Origin of the sequence: Adlercreutzia sp. ZJ154, assembly GCF_011039055.1 — a bacterium.
GTDB lineage: Bacteria > Actinomycetota > Coriobacteriia > Coriobacteriales > Eggerthellaceae > Adlercreutzia_A.
The window spans coordinates 50,643-67,278 of the sequence record NZ_JAAKEF010000007.1 but is presented as its reverse complement, the minus strand read 5'-3'; the positions used below and the strand labels follow the sequence as shown (position 1 = coordinate 67,278).

The window sequence follows — 16,636 nt, the reverse complement described above, 5'->3', positions numbered from 1 at the left end:
CAGACTACGCTGCACTCTCAAGGCACTATGACAAGCGAATATCGGCATATTCCGGTTCTATCTGCCGAATGTATAGACGCTCTGGCTTGTCAGCCGGGGTGCGTGCATCTAGATGCAACGCTTGGGTTTGCGGGTCATGCTATGTTGGTGGCTGCCAAACTTGGGCGTGAAGGTTTACTAATAGGCATCGATCAAGATGCGGTGGCACGGGAAGAGGCAAAGCAAAAGCTCTCTAAACTTCCCGCTGATGTAAAGCCGCATATAGAGGTGCTAGCGGGCAATTTCGGCAACATGGATGAACTTCTGATGGGAATACCCATCGTCGGTATCGATTCGGTATTGTTCGATTTAGGTGTCTCATCGGTACAGCTGGACACGCCATCACGCGGCTTCTCTTATAAGGAAGGCGCACCACTCGATATGCGAATGGATCCGAGTAATCAAACTTTAACCGCACAAGAGGTCATTAACACTTATAACGCAGCAGACCTCGCTCGGATCATACGCACTAACTCGGACGAGAGGTGGGCTAGCCGCATCGCTGAATTCATTGTGAAATCTAGGGCTGAGGTGCCCATAAGAACTAGCGACCAATTGGTTGATATTATCAAGGCCGCTATACCGGCAGCAGAACGCCGCCACGGCGGTCATCCGGCAAAACGAACATTTCAGGCAATACGCATTCATGTGAATTCCGAATTAGAGGTACTGCGCAGCGGACTTGATGCGGCTATTAGATGGCTAAACCCGGGTGGACGTATAGCTGTTATAAGTTACCACTCTTTGGAAGACCGGATAGTAAAAGAAACATTTGCATCTTTTGAAAATCGTTGCACGTGCCCGCCCGATTTCCCGGTGTGCGCATGTGGACGTAAGCCGATATTGAAAGTACTTACACGTAAGCCCGTTCTACCTGATGCGGCTGAGGTGGATCGGAATCCGCGGGCTCGTAGCGCTAAGTTGCGAGTGGCTCAGAAGCTTTAAGGCTGCACGATGAGGTGAGAAGGTAAGCGTGAGCGCTTATATGGATTACAACTACGGCACTTCGGCACGATACTACGAAGATCAGCCAGACTTTTTGTTTGAGGTCGTGCCGGGCGGCGCACCTGAGCAAGAAACACAAGCTGTATCTAGTCTAGTTGCCAAAGCCGTGCGCGTGCTTGCTATAGTTGTAGCCGCATTTGCGCTGGTGGGTGCAGTTCGTGTCACCTTTGATTCCATGACCATAAGCACAGCTTTGGAATACCGTCAGCTTTCCCGCGATATAGACGCAGCGCGAACAGAGGGCAATGCGCTAGAACTTGAGAAAAGCACGCTGTCTAATCCGGGTCGCATAAAGACAGAAGCGCACAATATAGGAATGCTATCGCCCGCGCAAACTACTTATATAGATCTTTCTGACGATATAGTTGTAACAGACGATGCGGGTAATCTGTCGCTTTCTGGCAGTATGGCTGCGGCGGCGCAATAAGGACAATATGACGGGTAATTCTCGAAAAAAAGGAAACGGCAGAGGCAGAGGCAAACAACGCGCTCGCTTCACCGATGCTTCTTTTGCTCAAAATATCCGCCAGCGTTTGCGCTCAGACGACATCTTGAATGCGGGTGCTCTGCGCTCTACTCACTATGTGTTCATTTTCTTCGCAATAATTGCGGCTGTATTTTTTCTGCGCCTTGTGTTTCTTCAGGTAATAGTTGCTGGCGAATACAGCGCTCAGGCAGAAGAATCACGCACCATCAACTTCGAAATATCGGCGCGTCGTGGCACGATATACGATCGCAATGGCGAAATTTTAGCAACCAGTGTTGATGCCACCACAATATATTGCAATCCAACAGAGGTTACAGATGCGAAGTGGGAATCTGAGCAAATTCAGCGCATACTTGAAGGCAATGCGGAAGACTACGAAAAGCTGCTATCTAAAGATTCTACTTCTTTTGTTTATGTGAAGCGTCAAGCCGATGTTGACAAGGCGGAAGAACTGAAATCATTAGAGCTTGATGGCATTTATTTCATTTCCGACAGCAGGCGCGAATATCCGCATGGCGCTACGGGGGGTCAGGTAATAGGTGTTTGCGATGTAGACGGTAATGGCATAAGTGGCTTAGAGTTGCAATATGACGAAATTCTTCGCGGTACACCCGGCAAATATTCTGGTGAACGCGGCGTTAAGGGAACACCTATTCCCGGTGGCGTGCATGAAGACAGCCCCGCAATAGATGGTGAAGACATAATGGTTTCCTTAGATATACGCCTGCAAGATACTATGGAAGCTGCGCTTAGTAAACAGGTGACAACCTACGATAGTGAGCATGGTTCGTCGGTTGTTATGGATGCCGATACAGGCGAAATATATGCCATTTGTTCGTATCCATATTTAGACCCTACAAATCTTAGCGAATCTCTCATAGGTTCCGATAATTTGTTGGCTGTTACGCAGCCAATAGAGCCGGGTTCGTCTTTCAAATCGGTGTCGGCGCTGACTGTGCGCGATGCTGATGCTATGGGGGTAGACGATACAATATTTGCCCCGCGCGAACTGCATGCTGACGAATACGTCATAACTGATGCTAAATGGCGTCCAGATGTAATATATTCGCTGCGCGACATAATAAGTAAGTCTTCAAATGTGGGCATTTCGCTTGCTACTGAAAAAGCTGGGTTCGAAAATCTTTACAACATGATAAACACTTGCAAGCTCTCTGAAAAAACGGGCGTGGATTACCCGGGCGAGGCGCAAGGCAGTATGCCCAAATTTAACGAGTGGGCAAAAATTACTGGATACAATATTAGTTTTGGTCAGGGTATTACTGTAACTCCCTTGCAAATGACTCGCTTTTATGGAGTATTGGCAACGGGCGGTACATTAGTTCAGCCGCATTTTCTTCTTATGAAGCCGCAAACAGGCGAATGGATTCAATACGATTCCGAAAAAGTAATTGACAACGACCAAGCTATTGAAGATGTAAATGAAATGCTGCGCGGTGTTGTTACCGACGGTACTGGAAAAAAGGCTAATATCGACGGATTCTGTACAGTGGGCAAAACGTCTACTGCCGAAATTGCCGAAAACGGCGGATACGCAGAAGACAGATACAATCTAGCTTTTGTGGGATTCATTGACAATTCTAATAGTAATCTAGTTTGCTACGTTGGTGTAAATGACGTTATTTACGAAGGCAATGTAGCGGAGGGATTTAAGGATATAATGACGAGTGCTATCGAACAATATAATATAGTTCCGAATTGAGTTGGCATGATTAAGAAAACATGTGCTGAACTTTTTAAACATGTTCCCTGTACTGTAATTGGGGACGAATCGGCTGAGGTAGGGGGTCTAGCCTATAGAAGCGATTGCGTAGCGCCGGGAGATGCGTTTTTTTGCATAGTGGGTCTTAGTGTGGATGGACACACGTTTGCTCAAGATGCCATAGACCGCGGTGCTAGCGTTATTGTGGCTGAACGCAAGGTTTACCTAGCCGACGCAACAGATGTAACCGAAGTGATTGTGTCCGATTCGCGGCGCGCCATGGCTGAAGCATCGTGCGCTTTCTACGACTGGCCAAGTGAAAGTTTCAATTTGGTTGGTGTAACTGGCACGAATGGCAAGACCACTACCACTTATTTGGTAGAGCACATAATGCGACAAATGGGGCACAAAACAGGTGTGATAGGCACTGTGGGCATTCAGATAGATGGCAAGCGCGTAGAAAGTGAGCGCACAACTCCTGAATCGCCCGATTTGCAGGGCATGTTCGCCGATATGCGAAATGCGGGTGTAACGTGTGCTGCGATGGAGGTTAGTTCCCATGCGTTAGATCTTGAACGTACATGGGGCACCAAGTTTGCCGTTAGTGCGTTTACGAATTTGACGCAAGATCACCTTGATTACCATAAAACGTTTGATGCGTATTTCGAGGCAAAGGCTTTGCTGTTTAGTTCCGCCTATCCTGCGGCTCGTGTTATAAATGGGCAGGATAAGTGGGGTGCTAAGCTAATACAGCGCTGCTTAGATGCGGGAGATAAAGTTCTTACTTATGGTGCCGACGAGGCGGGCAGCTTTGATATAGCATGGCGCAATGTTGAATATGGCGCAATAAGTACAACCGCTACATTTAATATATGCGGAGAAGACTTTACGGTAACGTATCCTTTGGTTGGGCGTTTTAATGTAGAGAATGCGGCTTGTGCCTTAGGCATAGCTGTTCAGCTGGGAATTTCGGCACAAGACGCTATAGAGGCGCTAACTAGCGCGTCTCCTGTTCCCGGGCGAATGCAGCTGGTTGAGGGTAGCAGTTCTTCGGGTGTGTCTGTTGTGGTTGATTACGCGCATACTCCGGATGCACTTGAAAAGGCAATAGCTTCTGTGAAGCAAATTGCGGGCGCGGGTCGCACCATAGTAGTATTTGGTTGTGGTGGAGACAGAGACAGCGCGAAGCGTCCCATAATGGGCAAAGCGGCGCTAGCCGCCGATTTCGCAATAGTTACTAGCGACAATCCTAGAAGTGAAAATCCTGAAGCAATAATTTGCGACATTGTGGCTGGTATGAATTCAGAAAAAGAGAAATTTAGCGTAGAGCCCGACAGGGCTCGTGCTATACAGTTGGCTATAGATGCAGCCAGTTCCGGAGATGTTGTTTTAGTGGCTGGCAAGGGACATGAGAATTATCAGATTATCGGAGATGAAAAGATTCATTTCGACGATTGTGAGACGGCAGCAAAAGCGCTAAAGATAAGGGCGCACAGGAGTTAAAATGCGCTTAAACGCAAAACAGATTGCCCTGTATACTGGCGGGGATTTTTTGATAGAACCGATAGACGGAAGTGCTCTTTTAACGGGCATTACGTGGGATTCGCGCGATGTAGAGCCCGGTTGGCTTTACGTTGCATTGCCCGGTGAGCATGTTGATGGGCATCAATTTGTAGAGCCGGCGTTGCGCACGGGTGCTATTGGCGCGCTTGTAAGCGAAGCGCCCGATGCTAGGGCATGCACGCTGGCGCGCGAACTTGGTGTGGCAATAATACAAGTGCCTAATACATTCCATGCTATAACCGATCTGGCTAGTGAATGGCGACGGCACCTGAAAGGAAAAATTGTTGGTCTTACCGGGTCTACCGGAAAAACCACCACCAAGAATCTTACTCGCGATGTGTGTGCAGCGCGCTTTTCCGTTGTGGCAACCGAGGCGAATCAGAATAACGAATTAGGTGTGCCAAAAACAATTCTGAATGCGCAGCCCGAAACGCAAGTTGTAATAGTGGAAATGGGGATGCGTGGTGCTGGGCAGATAACACAGTTGTGCGAAGTGGCGCGACCCGATTGGGGGCTTGTTACAAATTGTGGTGAATCGCATATAGAGTTGCTTGGAAGCCGCGAGGCTATTGCATTTGCCAAGGCGGAACTATTTTCAGCACTTCCGCAAGGTGTTGGAAGAGCTTTTATTAATGCCGATGATGAATATGCCGCCGTTATGGTTGAGCGTTCTAAGCTTGAGCGCAATAACATAACCTGTGTTGCTTTTAATGGCTACGATGATGCGCGTGAAGCCGATACGCTGCCGGCAGGACCGCGCGTTTGGGCTGAGGATGTTCGCTTAGATGCGCAAGGGTCGGCAGAATTTACGCTTTGCGCTAGTGGTTTTGCAGATTCTGATGAAGACCCGCGCCAGCCGACGTTGTTTACAATGGCACCCGATGTTGAACGCGCTTCATGTCACTTAAGCCTTATGGGGTTGCATAACGTGTCGAATGCCTGCGCAGCTGCTGCTGTGGGGCGTTCCATGGGAATGACTTTGCAGACAGTAGCGCAGGCACTAGCCGAGTCTCTTCCAGAGCCGGGTAGGGCGCAGGTGTGTAAAGGGCGCGATGGCTTTATTGTTATAAACGATGCATACAACGCGAACCCCGATTCTATGTGTGCGTCGCTGCGTGCTTTCGGAGCGATGGATATATCGGGGCGCAGATTTGCTGTTTTGGGTGATATGGGTGAGTTGGGCGATTTTGCTCAGGAATGCCACATGCGCGTTGGTGGATATGTGGCAGCACAGCCAATAGATGCGCTTATATGTGTGGGTGAGCTTAGCCGCTACATTGCTGAAGGGGCGCGTGAGGCAGGATTGCCAAATGAGCGCATTGTTGTTGCTGAAGGAATTGGCGAAGTTTTAGGAGAGTTAGAAGAGACTCTTTGCGCTGACGACGCGGTACTTGTAAAAGCGTCGCATTTCATGGGGCTCGACCGTTTGGTTGAGGGGCTGATAAGTTAATGTTTTCTTTTTTTGCTGCATATCCTACTTTTCTAGTATTTCTTGGCACCGTATTTGGCATGGTGTTAACAATACTTTTCATGCCTGCGTTTATACGCTTTCTAAGGCGAGGTCACATTGGGCAACAAGTTCGCGATGATGGACCACAGACTCATTTAGTTAAACAGGGAACGCCTACTATGGGCGGCGTAATAATGCTTATAGCTGTAGCGCTAACTATTTTATTGGTGGGCTTGCCCGATTTGGAAACGTATCTTTTATTGGGCGCAGTAGTGCTTACTGGTGTTTTAGGTTTAATAGATGATGTGTCGAAGGTGGCGCACGCCCGCTCACTTGGGCTTACTCCTGCTGCAAAACTTGTCGGTCAATTCGTCATAGCTGCAATATTTGTGCTTTGCGCTGTGAATCTTTTGGGCATACCGCCTACTGTGGAAATTCCGTTTATATACACTTTCGATCTGGGGATTTTGACCACCACTATCCCTATGGGCGATGGGCAGCTGCAAATACCTTGGCTCTACCTTTTATTCTGTCTTATCCTGCTTGTTGGCATGTGCAATGCCGTAAATTTGACAGATGGGCTAGACGGTTTAGCTGCTGGTACAGTTATGATAGTAATGCTGGTAATGGCTGCTATTGCTTACCGAGAAAACATGCTGGAACCTTCTATTTTTGCTGCGGCAGTAGCGGGCACATGTGTAGGATTCCTTTGGTTTAACAGCCACCCGGCAGATATTTTTATGGGCGATACGGGCTCGCTTGCGCTGGGCATGGCGCTGGGCTGTTTGGCGGTTGTAACAAAGACCGAATTCGTTGTAATAATAATTGGTGGCTTGTTTGTGTGCGAGGCGCTATCGGTCATCATTCAGGTATGGCATTTTCGTCGTACAGGAAGGCGTGCATTCCTTATGGCTCCGCTTCATCACCATTTTGAGAAAAAAGGATGGAGTGAAACGAAGGTGGTTGTTCGCTTCTGGATCATATCGGGCACGTTCGCTATATGCGGATTTGTGCTTTACTTCGCGGAATCGTTGGTGGCATAATGGCGGGCTTATTGCTAGAACACCGCAAGATGGCTTATGCAGATCTAGGGCATGTGGCTATACTTGGGTTGGGTGTTACCGGAAAAGCATGCTTAAATTACTTGAAGCCTTTGGTAGGTAGTCGCGTTCGCAAGCTAACCGTTATTGAAAACGACGAGCAGCCAATAGATGGCGAATTCGATTTGTGCATAGCAAGCCCCGGGATATCGCAGTTTAGCAACATGTACAATGCGGCAAAGGCGGCAAGTTCGGAAATTATAAGCGAGGTAGAATTCGCTTGGCGTGAAAGCGCTGCCAATTCAAAATGGGTAGCGATAACCGGCACAAATGGTAAAACTACGACAACTGCACTTGTTGCGCATATAATGCGTGAATGCGGATACAATGTGCGCTGCGTTGGGAATATTGGGGATGCGTGCATAACTGCTGTTGGGGAGGCTTCGGATAAGCTGCGTTCAGAAGCTGCGCAGCCTTCACTTCGCTCATCCGAATCCTTCCCAATGAATACCGAGACTGCTCAGGTAGCTGAAGAAGCCTCGGACAAGCTGCGTTCAGAAGCTGCGCAGCGTTCATTCCGCTCATCCGAGGCTTCTTTAATGTCCGTTGAAGCGAAGGGGGGAGAAGTCTTCTGCTCAAACAGTCCTGACTTTGGCAAAAGCACCACTGGTGCTTTTGCGTCGTGCGGAACTGCGCTTAAGACCACTCCCCCCTTCGCTTCAACTACTTATTATGTTGCTGAGGTTTCGTCTTATCAGCTGGCTTCTACTTTTGCGTTTGCGCCCGATGTGGCTGTGGTACTGAATATTACGCCCGACCATTTGGCTTGGCACAGATCGCATGAGAACTATGCAGATGCTAAGTGGAAAGTGCTGGCTAATTTAGCGAATGTGGCAGATGGCGTTGCGGTGCTGAATGCAGCCGATGACGAAGTGCGTGCAAAAATTCGACAACTTAAAGTAGATAGCACGCGTGGGTTTGACTACATTCCGCTTGGTACTGCTAAGGGCATCAATTTCGATATGCGACAGGCGTGCGGGTCGCGCAACGCCGCTTTTGTTTTGCCCGATGGCACGATGTGTGTGGCTTTGCGTGGTGAAGAACATGCGCTTTGTAATACTGCCGACTTGCAGCTTTCCGGTGCCCATAATGTGGAAAATGCGCTAGCGGCAGCTTCGGCTGCTATTGCTGCTGGGGCTAATGCAGAATGTGTGGCGGGTGCGCTTACTTCTTTTGCGCCGCTTCCGCATCGAATAGAGCCTGTCGGTACTGTTCGCGGCGTGCGGTTCTATAACGATTCGAAAGCTACTAATACCGATGCTACCTTAAAGGCTGTTGCGGCGTTTTTGCCCGAGAAGCCAATAATGCTACTTGGCGGGCGCGATAAAGGCACCGACCTTTCCGATTTGGTGGAATCTTGTGCTGCTCATGCTAAGGCTGTCATTAATTACGGGGAATCGGCTGAGAGATTCGCGGAGGCATTCGCGAACATAGACTCTATTGATGTGCACAGAGCAGTAGGTATGGCTGATGCGTTCAATATGGCGTTGGATATAGCCGATGCGGGCGATATTGTTCTTCTTTCTCCGGCGTGTGCGTCATTTGATGAGTTCAGTTGTTTTGAAGAGCGCGGAGACGCTTTTAAGGATTTGGTAGAGCGCGCGCGAAGCGTTTGTGGAGAATAGGCGCATGGCGCGCGATAAAAATCGCAGTTCACACGCTCATGGCATGAGTACGGCGCGCACTTTGCTTATTGTGGCAGTGCTTTGTCTTGTGGCCATTGGGCTACTCATGGTTTACTCTACGACTTCCGTTGTACTGGCGGGCGCTGGGAAGTCGCCATTTTCTGATGTGGGCAATCAGGCGGCATTTGCTGTTATTGGAATAGTGGCTGCAATTGTTATATGGCGCGTTATTCCTTATGGTGCATGGGCGGGGTCTTTTACATGGATAGTGTGGGGCGTTGGCATAGTGCTGCTGTTCCTTACATGGATTGCCGGAACAGAGGTTAACGGTGCTAAGCGCTGGCTCTACATTGGACCTTTAGGCATGCAGCCTTCCGAGCTTATAAAAATAGCGTTGCTGCTAATGGCGATTCGTATTATGAACGATATGCGTCAAGGCAATATAGAGGTGCGCGCAGCCATTGTGCAGGCTCTGCTGCTTATATTGCTGCCGGTAGTTTTTCTGTATCTTACTCAGTCTGACCTAGGTACCACCCTTATTTGTGTTGTAGGTATTTTCGCCGTTATGTGGATTGGCGGCATATCGGGCAAATGGCTTTTAGGCATTGGCGCGTTGCTGTTTATAGCGGCAGCTTACGCCATTTTTGGCACGGGCTTTCGCAGCGGGCGTTTGGTGTATCTTGACCCTTGGGGTGACGGGCAGAATGGATACGGTACCGGATACAACATTATCAGGTCGTATTACGCGCTTTCCGAAGGCGGTTTGTTTGGTGTAGGTATTGGCAATTCGCACGAAAAGTTCGACTATTTGTTTGCGTCTGAAAGCGACTTTATTTTTGCGGTTATTGGTGAAGAGACAGGGCTTGTAGGTGCGCTAGTTGTTGTAACGCTGTTTTTACTGGTACTGTATGCGGGTTTGAAAATATCCGAGGGTGCACCTGACGAATTGGGCGCTATGATTGCAGGTGGGTTTGCAATTATGCTGGTATTTCAGGCGTTTTTGAATATCGGCTGCACCATTGGTGTTTTTCCGACTACGGGAAAACCGTTGCCGTTCATATCGTCGGGTGGTACATCTATTGTTGCGTCGCTTCTGATGGTGGGGCTGATTCTATCGGTAGAGCGTGCATCGGAAATGCCAGATTCGCATGAGCGGGTGCGTCAAGAATTTAGGGTGCATCGCGGAGGTGCCGGTGGCGGCGCACAATGGCAAGACAGAGGCGGAAGGAGCGATCAGTGGCGAAGAAGATAGTGCTTTCAGGCGGTGGCACAGCCGGTCACATTAATCCTGCTCTGGCGCTTGCTGAAGTCTTAGAAGAGCGCGGATTAGAAGTGTATTTTGCCGGTACTCCAAATGGATTGGAATCTCGTTTAGCTGTAGCGGCGGGTTTGCCATATAAAGCTTTTGATGCTAGTGGCTTTCGCCGTTCGCATCCGGCATCAATTGTTACAGGGGTGCGCCGCATTGTGAAAAGTACAAAGCAGGCTAAGGCATGGTTTTCGCAATTGAAACCCAATGCTGTGGTAGGTTTTGGGGGCTATGCCTGCATTCCGGTGTCTAGGGCGGCAGAGCAGATGAGCGTTCCTGTTGTTTTGCACGAACAGAATTCTGTTATGGGTATGGCTAATAAGTATCTTTCAAAGCGTGCTGCTGCGGTTTGTTTAACATATGAAGACACCATTGGTAATAATGCCGATCCTTCGCGCACATATATTACGGGGAATCCCGTGCGCGCTAGCGTGCTTAGCGCAACTCGCGAAGAGGGGCGTGCAATGTATGGCATTGCCGACGATGCGCTTGTGCTGCTTGTGTTTGGTGGTAGCTTAGGGGCTAGGCATATTAATCATGCCATTGTGGCTATGAAAGATGAACTTCTTCAACGCAGCAATCTTCATATTGTGCACATTACGGGGCAAAAAGAACTAGAACAGGTGCAAGCCGATCTGTCGCTTAGCGAAGGCGAAGCGAAGCGCTGGCATGTGATGGGCTATCAGGACAAGATGGCGCAAACGCTTGCTGCCGCCGATTGTGTGGTTAGCAGAGCTGGCGCTACGTCGTTAGCGGAAATTTCTGCGCGTTGCATTCCGGCGATTTTGGTGCCTTTTCCCTATGCTGCAGAAGATCATCAGACGAAAAATGCTGCAGGATATGTAGCTGCTGGTGCAGCCGAATTAGTGCCAGACGATAAATTGGATACGCCTGAATTTGCCGATACGGTGCTTGAATTGGTGGACAATGCTGGCAAGCGGCAGCGTATGCAGCAGGCGGCGGCTGCGCTTGAAACAGCCGATGCGTCACATAAACTGGCTGATATTGTGATAGATGTGGCAAACTAAATTGTGTGGCTGCAAACATAAGCGCATCACGGTAAAATAAAGGTTCGCAAATGTAGAGCAAACGCAAAAGGAAGTATTAAAATGCCGCACACTATCTCTGACACCCTGCATTTTATCGGTATAGGCGGAGTTGGCATGAGCGGTATAGCTAGTGTAGCTGTGGCTCAGGGCTTTAAGGTTAGCGGGTCCGATATGAAAGCCAGCCGCTATACTAAGCGTTTGCAAGACGAAGGCGTGCAGGTTTTTATTGGGCACGATGCCAAGAACTTACCCGAGGCGGATGCAACAGTTGTAGTTTCTACGGCTATTTTGCCGAATAACCCAGAATTGCAAGAGGCAAAGCGCCGTAACATGCATATTGTTCACAGAGCGCAGATGCTTGCTGCACTTGGGCGTGGGTTGGAAACGCTTGCGGTGGCTGGTACCCACGGGAAAACAACCACATCTTCTATGTTGGCTAGCGTGCTAGATTCCATGGGGAAAGACCCTACGTTTCTTATTGGTGGTACGGTTCGCCAATATGGCACGAATGCCCATAGTGGGCGCGGGGAATTTTACGTGGTAGAGGCTGATGAGTCTGATAAGTCGTTCACATGGCTTGACCCGATGGCGGCTATAGTTACTAATATAGAGCCCGATCATTTAGACCACTATGCAAATGTGGGCGAAATCTATTATCAGTTCAGCCAGTTTATGAACACTGTGCCCGACGGTGCGCCCATAGTTGTATGTGGTGAAGATGCTAAGTTGGTAGATACGGCGCACAAAAGTGCAGGTAAGGTTATAACTTACGGTTTTGGTGATGCGTGCGATGCGCGAATACTTGAATGTATGCCAGAAGGCGTTGGCATGGAGTTTAAGCTGCAACTGCTAAGTGGTGTGGTTGTGCAAAGCCGCATTAAGCAAAACCCCGGAAAGCATAATGTGCTAAACGGTGCGGCTGTGCTTACATTGCTAGATGCTTTGGGAATGGATGTTGCTGCAGCAGCGCTCGCTTTGGCTGATTTTGCAGGTGTGCGCCGTCGGTTCGATTTGGTTGGCAAGACTGGTGACGTTACCGTGGTAGACGATTACGCGCATCATCCCACTGAAATAGCCGCTACGGTGCGTGCGGCTAAAGAGTTGGGATTTGCACGTGTTCATGTGCTATTTCAGCCACATAGGTATTCGCGTGCTCCGTTGTTTACCGAAGTGCTGAAAGATGAATTTGGCGAAGCGTTCGACGATGCCGATACGGTTACATTTATGGATGTGTTTTCAGCGGGCGAGGCACCGGTGCCCGGAATTACAGGTAAAACATTTTTGAATGTTGTGCTTCAACATGAGGGTCATCCGCAGGCTAATTATATTCATAGGCGTATAGATGCAGCTTCTGCTATGGCTAAACTTGCGAACCCGGGCGATTTGATAATAACGATGGGTGCTGGCGATGTTACGGAAATTGGTCCATTAATTCTGGCGGAATTGGCGAAGGAGTAGCTTTTGGCAGCACATGCGACTCCGCTCGAGGCGCTGCTAATGAACCCCGCTTTCGACGGCGAGGTTATGCTGGCTGAACCTATGAGCGCACATACTACGTATCGTATAGGCGGACCAGCCCGTTGGTTTGTGCGTGCCGATTCGCTTTCGGCGCTGACCGGCTTGCTAGATGCTTGCGCGAACCAGCGCATGTCGTGGGCAATGGTTGGGCGCGGGTCTAACTTGCTTGTGGCTGATAGTGGTTTTGATGGTGTTGTGGTTACTCTTGGACGCGATTTTCGAGCTTTTCGTGTACAGGAAGATGGACTTAGCATATCGGCGGGCGCGGGTGTTTTGTTGTCTGCTGTTGTGCAAGAGGCGTTTAAAAGATCGCTTGCCGGGTTGGAGTTCGCTGTTGGAACGCCCGGGAATTTAGGCGGCGCACTTCGCATGAATGCAGGTTCGGCTGATGAATATATTGGCAGTCGGGTTGTTAGTGTTACGGTATATACGCCGGGTGTAGGTATGCGCAAGCTGCAGGCAAGCGATGTGAAATGGGGCTATCGCGCCACGTCTTTTGCCTTAGATGATGTAATCTTAGAGTGCGAACTTGCGCTAGAAGGTGCTGATCCGTTTTTCATTCGTGGGAAAATGGAGGCGAACTTGAAGCGGCGCAAAGCATCGCAGCCGCTAGATCTTCCCAGTTGTGGAAGTGTATTTCGGAATCCGCCGGGAGAATCGGCGGCAAGGTTGATAGATAAGGCAGGTTTGAAAGGTACAAAGTGCGGCGGCGCACAAGTAAGTAACAAGCATGCTAACTTCATAGTGAATACAGGTGGCGCTAGCGCTGCCGATGTTCGCCAATTGATAGATACTGTAAAGGCACGGGTGTTCGAGTCGTATGGCATACAGCTCACGACAGAAGTCCGGTTCCTCGGGTTCCGCTAGGCAGCGGCGCGCGAGTAATACTCGCAATAATGCAACGCGCCGCGTGGATAGCCGCAGCATGTCGGCTAGCAGGTCGGCGCGCGCAAGCAGAAGAGTTCCCGATATTCGCAGCATGCGCACAAGCGATTTACGCACGGCGGGTGGTGTCCGCGCAGCGAGCGGTGCACGCGCAGCGGGTGGTGCCCGCACGACGGGTGGTGCACGCACGACGGGCGGTGCGCGTGCAACGGGCGGTGCGCGCGCTAACAGAAACGCCGCAGCCGAAAGTAGGCTTGGGAATTATAGCGTGCAAGGTGGGCGCACTGTATCTGAGATTAATAGAATGGCGCGAAATCAGGAAAGGCGCCAGCGCCGAGCAGAATCTATGCAACGCGCAGCACGGGCAACGCGGCGTCCGCTGATAATTATTGGGGTTATTGTTGCGCTAATCATTGCATTTATGCTGGCTGTTTTTATTGCTTCGCGTACCGATTTATTCCTAGTTGAGGAAGTTAAATTCGAAGGCGTAGAGCATCTAACCTCCACCGAGGCTAATGCGCTTGTTAATGTCCCGGAAGGCACAACGCTACTAAATGTGGATATAGACAGCATAAAGGCTAGCCTCATGCGCGATTCGTGGGTGGAAAGCGTAGAGGTTAAACGCGAATTCCCCTCTACGCTGACAATTGTGGTGAACGAGCGCGATATTGCTGCAATAGTGGAAATTCCTATGGGGCAGGCGCAGACCATTCAAAATTGGGCAATTAGCCCTGAAGGCATATGGATAATGGCAATTCCGAATCAAGATTCTGAGATAGGTCAGCAGATAAGTCCGAAAATTTATGAAGATGCAGATTCAGCCATACATATAACCGGTGTGCAGGTTGGCGTTATACCGGAGATGGGTAAAGAATGCACCGACCCTAATGTAAACAATGCGCTTGAAATAATTACTGGGCTTACGACCGATCTTGCTAATCAGGTGAAGTCGGTTAGCGCGTCGGACGTGGAATCTACAACGCTTACTCTGAAAAGCAACGTGGAAATAGCTTTTGGCACCGCCGACAACATTCGCGACAAAGAGCGCGTGTGTCTAGAGATTATGGAAAAGAATCCGAAGGTTGTTTACATAAATGTGCGTGTAGCAGATCGTCCAACTTGGCGCTCTCCCGACGGGAATTAATGACAGCGAGGAAATTTGTATTGCTATTATGTCGAAAATAATTAGCATAAAGCGCTATAATGCTAATAATAATTGACATAAATAACCGTAGGATGCAAATTTGAAGCGTTTACTAAACACACGAACACGCCTTGCGGCACAACACATAGGGGAAAATTTGCGCACATGGCGTAAGCTGCGTGGGCTAACTATTCAGCAGATGGCTGACAAAGTTGGTGTATCTAGGGCTACTATAGCGGCAGTAGAAAAGGGTGATCCGACGGTTTCATTTCAGACGATTATCGGAATATGCAATGTGATAAGCGTAACCGATCGGCTTATTGAGGCCCTAGACCCGTACGAGACGGATTTTGGTCGCGCCCGTGCCGATCAAGAACTTCCAAAACGCATAAGGGGATAACATATGCTTTCCCAGTTAGATGTATATGTCGACATAGATAGCATTCCAGTGTATGCGGGGCGAGCTTATTTCAGCATGCGTGGGAATACGCTGACTACAACTTTTGCTTATGCAAGCGATTATCTTTCTGATTCCCGTGCATATGAGATAGATCCTGCGTTTCCTTTAATTGGTTCAACTTATCACTGCAATGGGCTGCCGGGAGCGTTTAGCGATTCGGCGCCTGATCGCTGGGGTCGGAATCTTATTGATAAAGAACATCGCAGAAAATTGTTAGACGCTGGATATGTTGCACATAAATTGCGCGACGTAGATTATCTGGTTGGTGTTTTTGACGAAACTCGCGAGGGGAATTTGCGGTTTCGCGAACATGGAGGTGATTTTCTTTCGGAATCAAAGGCTATTCCGAAAATCATTCAGCTTCCCGAATTACTTGCTGCAAGTAGAGATTTGGCAAAAAATGCTGAATCTGATGCCGCAATAAAAACATTGTTGAGCGCTGGTTCGGGGTCTTTGGGTGGTGCACGTCCTAAAGCTTCCGTAGTACAAGATGGAAAATTATTGCTTGCAAAATTCCCGCATCCCTCCGATTCGTGGAATGTAATGGCTTGGGAGAAAACTGCTTTAGATATTGCTCAGCGGGCACACGCTGAAGTTCCGGCGAATAAACTTATTACGATAGGGTCAAGTTCGGTGTTGCTGCTTGAGAGATTTGATAGATACAATTCCTTGTTGAATGGAGCGCGCATTGCTTACATAAGCGCTATGACTTTGTTGGGTGCCCATGATGGTGAAATTTGCGATTATGGTGAATTGGCCGAAGCTATATCTTTGTGGGCTGGAGATCCAGCAACTGCTTCCGAAGAATTACTGCGCAGGATATTACTTTCAATTGCTCTTAATAATACGGATGATCACATGAGAAATCATGGCTTTATTAGGGTGGGAAATAAGTGGCAGTTTTCTCCATTGTTTGATGTAAATCCAAATTTAGACGGAAACAGCAGATGTGCTACGTCAATTCTTGGAGAATGCGGCGACCTAAGAGCTAAGGCCGCTATAGAACTCGCAAAATATATGGGTATTAAGAACGAGAAAACTACGGCAATTTTGTCGGAAGTGCTGTCGGCTGCATCTGAATGGAAGTCTATTGCGCGTAAGAATGGATGTTCTGATTCCGAGATTAAAAGCTTCGTTCCGATCATGCAAGAGCATCTGGCTGATTTAAGGGGCATCTCTTTGTTGTAGACTTGTCTGCCTTTAATGGTGCACGTTCGCGCGGGGCAGCGCAACGCTTGCATAAATGGTTTTTCACGAGTGTTTTGTGTGATATAGTGAGACG

The 16,636-nt window shown here is 49.0% G+C and carries 14 protein-coding genes; all 14 read left to right on the top strand.

Features of this window, described 5'->3' with window-relative positions; translation table 11 throughout:
- The first annotated feature begins 27 nt into the window (after window positions 1-27).
- The 14 genes from rsmH to G7Y37_RS04510 all read left to right on the top strand — a co-directional run bounded on the left by rsmH (window position 28) and on the right by G7Y37_RS04510 (window position 16,542).
- Window positions 28-984, top strand: a complete 957-nt coding sequence (rsmH, locus tag G7Y37_RS04575; RefSeq protein WP_165062292.1) for a 16S rRNA (cytosine(1402)-N(4))-methyltransferase RsmH — start codon at window positions 28-30, stop codon at window positions 982-984.
- Window positions 985-1,012: 28 nt separating this feature from the next.
- The gene (locus G7Y37_RS04570; RefSeq protein ID WP_165062291.1) at window positions 1,013-1,471 is read left to right on the top strand and encodes a cell division protein FtsL; all 459 of its coding nucleotides are present in this window, start codon (window positions 1,013-1,015) and stop codon (window positions 1,469-1,471) included.
- Between the two features lie 7 nt (window positions 1,472-1,478).
- Window positions 1,479-3,251, top strand: a complete 1,773-nt coding sequence (locus G7Y37_RS04565; protein WP_165062290.1) for a penicillin-binding protein 2 — start codon at window positions 1,479-1,481, stop codon at window positions 3,249-3,251.
- 6 nt (window positions 3,252-3,257) lie between these two features.
- Entirely contained in the window at window positions 3,258-4,754 is a 1,497-nt protein-coding gene (locus tag G7Y37_RS04560; protein WP_241156006.1) for a UDP-N-acetylmuramoyl-L-alanyl-D-glutamate--2,6-diaminopimelate ligase, read from the top strand.
- A gap of 49 nt (window positions 4,755-4,803) precedes the next feature.
- The gene (gene murF, locus G7Y37_RS04555; protein WP_241156005.1) at window positions 4,804-6,264 is read left to right on the top strand and encodes a UDP-N-acetylmuramoyl-tripeptide--D-alanyl-D-alanine ligase; all 1,461 of its coding nucleotides are present in this window, start codon (window positions 4,804-4,806) and stop codon (window positions 6,262-6,264) included.
- A complete protein-coding gene (mraY, locus tag G7Y37_RS04550) occupies window positions 6,264-7,307 on the top strand; it encodes a phospho-N-acetylmuramoyl-pentapeptide-transferase (protein ID WP_165062288.1) in 1,044 nt (347 codons plus the stop codon). Before murF ends, mraY begins: the two co-directional genes overlap by 1 nt.
- Window positions 7,307-8,989 carry a UDP-N-acetylmuramoyl-L-alanine--D-glutamate ligase gene (gene murD, locus G7Y37_RS04545; protein ID WP_165062287.1) on the top strand — a complete coding sequence of 561 codons (1,683 nt, stop codon included), beginning with the start codon at window positions 7,307-7,309 and terminating at the stop codon, window positions 8,987-8,989. Before mraY ends, murD begins: the two co-directional genes overlap by 1 nt.
- Before the next feature lie 4 nt (window positions 8,990-8,993).
- Window positions 8,994-10,241, top strand: a complete 1,248-nt coding sequence (locus G7Y37_RS04540) for an FtsW/RodA/SpoVE family cell cycle protein (RefSeq protein ID WP_165062286.1) — start codon at window positions 8,994-8,996, stop codon at window positions 10,239-10,241.
- A complete protein-coding gene (gene murG, locus G7Y37_RS04535) occupies window positions 10,226-11,326 on the top strand; it encodes an undecaprenyldiphospho-muramoylpentapeptide beta-N-acetylglucosaminyltransferase (RefSeq protein WP_241156004.1) in 1,101 nt (366 codons plus the stop codon). Before G7Y37_RS04540 ends, murG begins: the two co-directional genes overlap by 16 nt.
- A gap of 81 nt (window positions 11,327-11,407) precedes the next feature.
- Window positions 11,408-12,805, top strand: coding sequence for a UDP-N-acetylmuramate--L-alanine ligase (gene murC, locus G7Y37_RS04530; protein WP_165062284.1), 1,398 nt, complete (start codon window positions 11,408-11,410; stop codon window positions 12,803-12,805).
- A gap of 3 nt (window positions 12,806-12,808) precedes the next feature.
- Window positions 12,809-13,732, top strand: coding sequence for a UDP-N-acetylmuramate dehydrogenase (gene murB / locus G7Y37_RS04525; protein ID WP_241156003.1), 924 nt, complete (start codon window positions 12,809-12,811; stop codon window positions 13,730-13,732).
- Between the two features lie 58 nt (window positions 13,733-13,790).
- Window positions 13,791-14,894 (top strand): cell division protein FtsQ/DivIB, encoded by a 1,104-nt coding sequence (locus G7Y37_RS04520; protein WP_241156002.1) that lies wholly within the window; start codon window positions 13,791-13,793, stop codon window positions 14,892-14,894.
- Between the two features lie 100 nt (window positions 14,895-14,994).
- Entirely contained in the window at window positions 14,995-15,294 is a 300-nt protein-coding gene (locus G7Y37_RS04515) for a helix-turn-helix domain-containing protein (RefSeq protein WP_165062283.1), read from the top strand.
- Between the two features lie 3 nt (window positions 15,295-15,297).
- Window positions 15,298-16,542, top strand: coding sequence for a type II toxin-antitoxin system HipA family toxin (locus G7Y37_RS04510; RefSeq protein ID WP_165062282.1), 1,245 nt, complete (start codon window positions 15,298-15,300; stop codon window positions 16,540-16,542).
- Window positions 16,543-16,636: the final 94 nt, after the last annotated feature.